The sequence below is a fragment of the Dehalococcoidia bacterium genome (genome assembly GCA_035528575.1).
Lineage (GTDB): Bacteria > Chloroflexota > Dehalococcoidia > E44-bin15 > E44-bin15 > DATKYK01.
Genome location: DATKYK010000018.1, coordinates 1 through 3,886 on the forward strand (window position 1 = coordinate 1; position 3,886 = coordinate 3,886).

Annotated in this window: 2 protein-coding genes; both read left to right on the plus strand. The window is 50.9% G+C overall.

Translation table 11 applies throughout. From position 1 onward, the window contains the following. Nucleotides 1-636: 636 nt before the first annotated feature. Nucleotides 637-3,357, plus strand: a complete 2,721-nt coding sequence (locus VMX96_03600) for a right-handed parallel beta-helix repeat-containing protein (GenBank protein HUU62989.1) — start codon at nucleotides 637-639, stop codon at nucleotides 3,355-3,357. Nucleotides 3,358-3,604: 247 nt separating this feature from the next. Continuing rightward, nucleotides 3,605-3,886 (plus strand): LuxR C-terminal-related transcriptional regulator (locus VMX96_03605; GenBank protein ID HUU62990.1); only part of this gene is annotated, 282 nt, incomplete at its 3' end.

Here is a 3,886-nt window from a genome sequence, read left to right on the forward strand (position 1 = left end):
GAGCCGGATTCCACATTCCCTAACACCACCGCCTGATGGGCGTCTCGAGATGCCCATCGAGATGCCGAAGTATACCTCATGAGAGGCCTCCCTACAAAAAACCACATTTTTGTAAGGGTATTCCCCACACAAAAAAATACAGACTTTCCCCACAAAAAATACATACTTTCCTGACAGACAAATGGCACATCTTGTGTTACCCTCAGAGTGAGCCTTTCGCCAGGCGCTTCCTGCAAGTGGCCAAAATCACATACGGGCAAGACTGAGGATTCACACAAAAAAAAGAATATCGGCCCAGGAAGTATGGTGAATTGGTGGCTTGTCCAAAAATAAGCCTTTAAGCGGGGCGTAGAAGCCCGTCGCTTGAGGCTTTCTATTTTTAAAGTCCTCGCCACCCTCGTTACATACCTCCTGGACCAGATTCCAAGCTAAGTATAAATAGTGATTAGGCCTCGTGAGCTTGAAAGGGGGCTGTTGAGCTTAGGTGTAGATAACAGGGGTTATTTTAAAACGCAGGGAAAGTATCTGGGGGGGGCGATGAAGCGAAGCCCGCAAAATGGTTGCTTGGACTTCGCAGAGCCATTAGCAAAACCGACCGGAGGGGTCGGTTTAGGTTTTAAAAAGGAGGATGAAAGGATGAAAGCGAAGATAGTATACATGGCACTAGCCCTGGTGCTGGTGTTCTCACTGGCGGCGGTGGTAGTGCCGGCAGGCCCGGCGTTGGCAGATACAACAACCACTCTTACCTTGCCGAGTAATGTCTATCGACCGGCGGAGTTCGTTGTAAGTTCTACGACTACACATGACGGCTTAGCATACACTAATGTTTTATTCGTCATTACTGTAAGCGGGCCTGAATCATTTGCAGCCTATGACAGGACGGATGTTTTCACTATTACCGAGGTTGATGGGGGTGACCCGCAGGGTATCAGTGGAACCTTCGTCCATCAAGGTGATGATTTTGTTGGTTACTGGGGCCCACTAGGAGGATTTCCGCTCCCTGCTAGTTATTCAGCAACCACCCCTTTCACCATTGAGATGAACAATGATGGTACGGCTCCACTGGGCACTTACAATCTGAAAGTGGAATTAGTTAACCTTAGCCCTGATCCCGATGAACAGCTCACTGAAGCTACGGGTAGCTTCAGCCTTAGTGGTGACACTCTCTATGTCGGTGCTGGTCAGCAATTCACAACCATCCAGGCTGCCGTCGATGCAGCCTCCTCTGGCGACACGATCAACGTGGCGGCGGGGACGTACCCCGAGAACCTGAACGTCAATAAAGGCGTCAGCATTGTCGGCGCGGGTGTGTCACTGGTTACAATAGATGTGACCGGAAAAGATGTCGGCGGTGAGGGCATTCACGTGACGGCTGACGGTGTATCGCTTGAAGGCTTTACGCTGGACAGTGACCCTGCTAATGGACCGAACTACGGTATCAAGTGTGCCAACGTCGTCGGAGTATCCCTGACAGACCTTCTCGTAACAAATCTAAAGAAAACAGGTTTTGATTTACTCGGAATCAATGCCTCTACTGTGAGCAACGTGGCGTCAATCAGCAACGGAGGTCATGGCATACAGGTGCTCGATTGCAATGATGTCACCTTCTCGGACATCACGGTTAGCGGTAATAGTTGGCAGGGCATCAGTGTTGCTACTTGGGGCCTTTATAGCCTACTCGGAACCAGCGGGATCGTGTTCAGTGGCACGAACAGTTTTGTAGACGACTTCCAGCTCGAGGAGGGTGACTACAACAATCCGGGTGTTCCACTTGCTGGGGATGCAATCATCACGTACAGCACCAACCCGGCGGACGGCGCCGATGTCACAGTGCTGGCCAGTGATTTCGGTTACGCGATGCACGGCGAACAGGATGATTCAGCCGTGCCCCAGAACCGCATCTGGTTTTTCCAGACGCTTGCCGAGGCACAGGCTACGGCGGCCAGCGCACCTGTGGGTCACTTCACCGGCGGCTGCATGTACATAGAGAGCCTCACCGACAGCACCCAGCTGTACGTCAGCCCCGGGTGCTCCATCCAGTGTGCCGTCGATGCCGCCTCCTCTGGCGATACGATCAACGTGGCGGCGGGGACGTATGATGTTCCTCCCATACTCTTCGATAAGAGCCTAACTATTACAGGAGCCGACCCCTCAGAAAAGCCACTTCTACGTCTATCTGAAAATTGCCGAGGCTCCTCTGGAGAACAGGCAGGTTGGTTCAGAATTGATGGCGCATACAATGTAAATCTGAGCAATCTAATTCTGGATGGAGATGACAATAGCAAAAAAACTTGCTATGCAATAGGCGTCCGTAATGGAGCTACAGGAACGTTTCAGAACAACGTTATTCGCGACATATTCATGGATGGCGCTCATGGATGTGGTATTAGCACACGCTGCGATATTACAGTCCAAGACAATACCTTTCAAAACATCGAGCGGATAGGGATTTCAGTTAATATGGACGCGACTACCTTGGCTTGTCTTATAAAAGGTAACACCATTATTGGGCAGGGCATTGGCTATGAAATGTGTGAATATGGAATAGAGGTGGATTTCGGCGGCACGGCTACAGTTGAAGGAAATACAGTTTATAACTACTGTGGCGTGGCTTCGGACGGTTCAGAATCTTCTGCCTTATATGTAAATAGCTATTACTACGGAACATATGGCCACTCTAAGGCAGTCGTCAAGGACAATGTACTTTATGATAGTACTACTGGCTTGTTTATCGGCAACGCATACGCAGGACAGGAAGGAGACCAAACCGAAGTTACTGCTACTGGGAACCAAATAAACGATAACGAATATGGCATATACATTGAGCATGCAAAGTCATTAACCGCTAATAATAATAACATTGCTGGCAACACCGAATATGGCATATTTAGTGAGTATGGCGTATTGGTGGATGCCACCAACAACTGGTGGGGCGATGCCAGCGGGCCCGAAGACGCGACAGCGGTGCCTGATGCTTGCGCATTAACTCTAGATAATCCGGCTGGTCTTGGCGACGAGGTGAGTGAATGCGTTGACTACAGCTCCTGGCTGAGTGCGCCATATGTTGCTCCCACTCCAACACCTACACCTACGCCTCCTGCTCCCGCCTGCTTCATCGCCACTGCTGCATATGGCACATCGAGCGCTGCGGAGATCGATGTGTTGAGGGCATTCAGGGATGAGGTGCTGCTGGAAAGCACTCTGGGCTCTCAGCTTGTGGAGATGTACTACCAGACCAGTCCTCCGGTAGCGGACTTCATATCGGAAAACAGCCTCTTAAGGACCATTGTGAGGGAGCTGGTGATCGACCCCATTGTGAGTGTTGCAACGTTCACACAGGATATTTGGGGAAAATAACTGAAGGGACACCATAGCTTGTTCTAAGGTGATCCCTGGCGAGACCCGGGGAGGTATACTTCGCCGGGAAAAGAGGACGCTTTAGCCGTCCAGATAACGGGGCACCTCAGGCAGTTAAGTATTGCTGCCTGAGGTGCATATTTATGACCTTTTTCCCGTAGTGTCCTGTTCTCAGCTTGTTTCTGGGGGCTAGCCTGGGTGAGGACTCTGAGAGTTAAGGCGGCGTGAGCTTCCTCTGCCGGTCAACTTGCCACCGGGCTTAAGCCCACCCTTCCACTATCTTCTAGCGATAACGACACACGCTTGCATCCAGTCGGCGTGCATCGCTCGCATTCATGTTCTAACAGGTTTCTATGCCCCTCTATCGCTCTATTCCCTGGCATCCTCCGGCATCTCCGCCAAGACAATAGATACCCACCGCAGCCGCTTGATGAAGAAGTTGAATGTGAGAAATATCGGCGAGCTCATCAAGTTTGGCCTCAATCATGGTTTTACCCCTCCGGAAGAGCCGGATTCCACATTCCCTAAC

What these genes read in the sequence shown, in the direction of transcription:
- VMX96_03600 (HUU62989.1), top strand. Translation starts at nt 637, where the DNA reads ATGAAAGCGAAGATAGTATACATGGCACTAGCCCTGGTGCTGGTGTTC.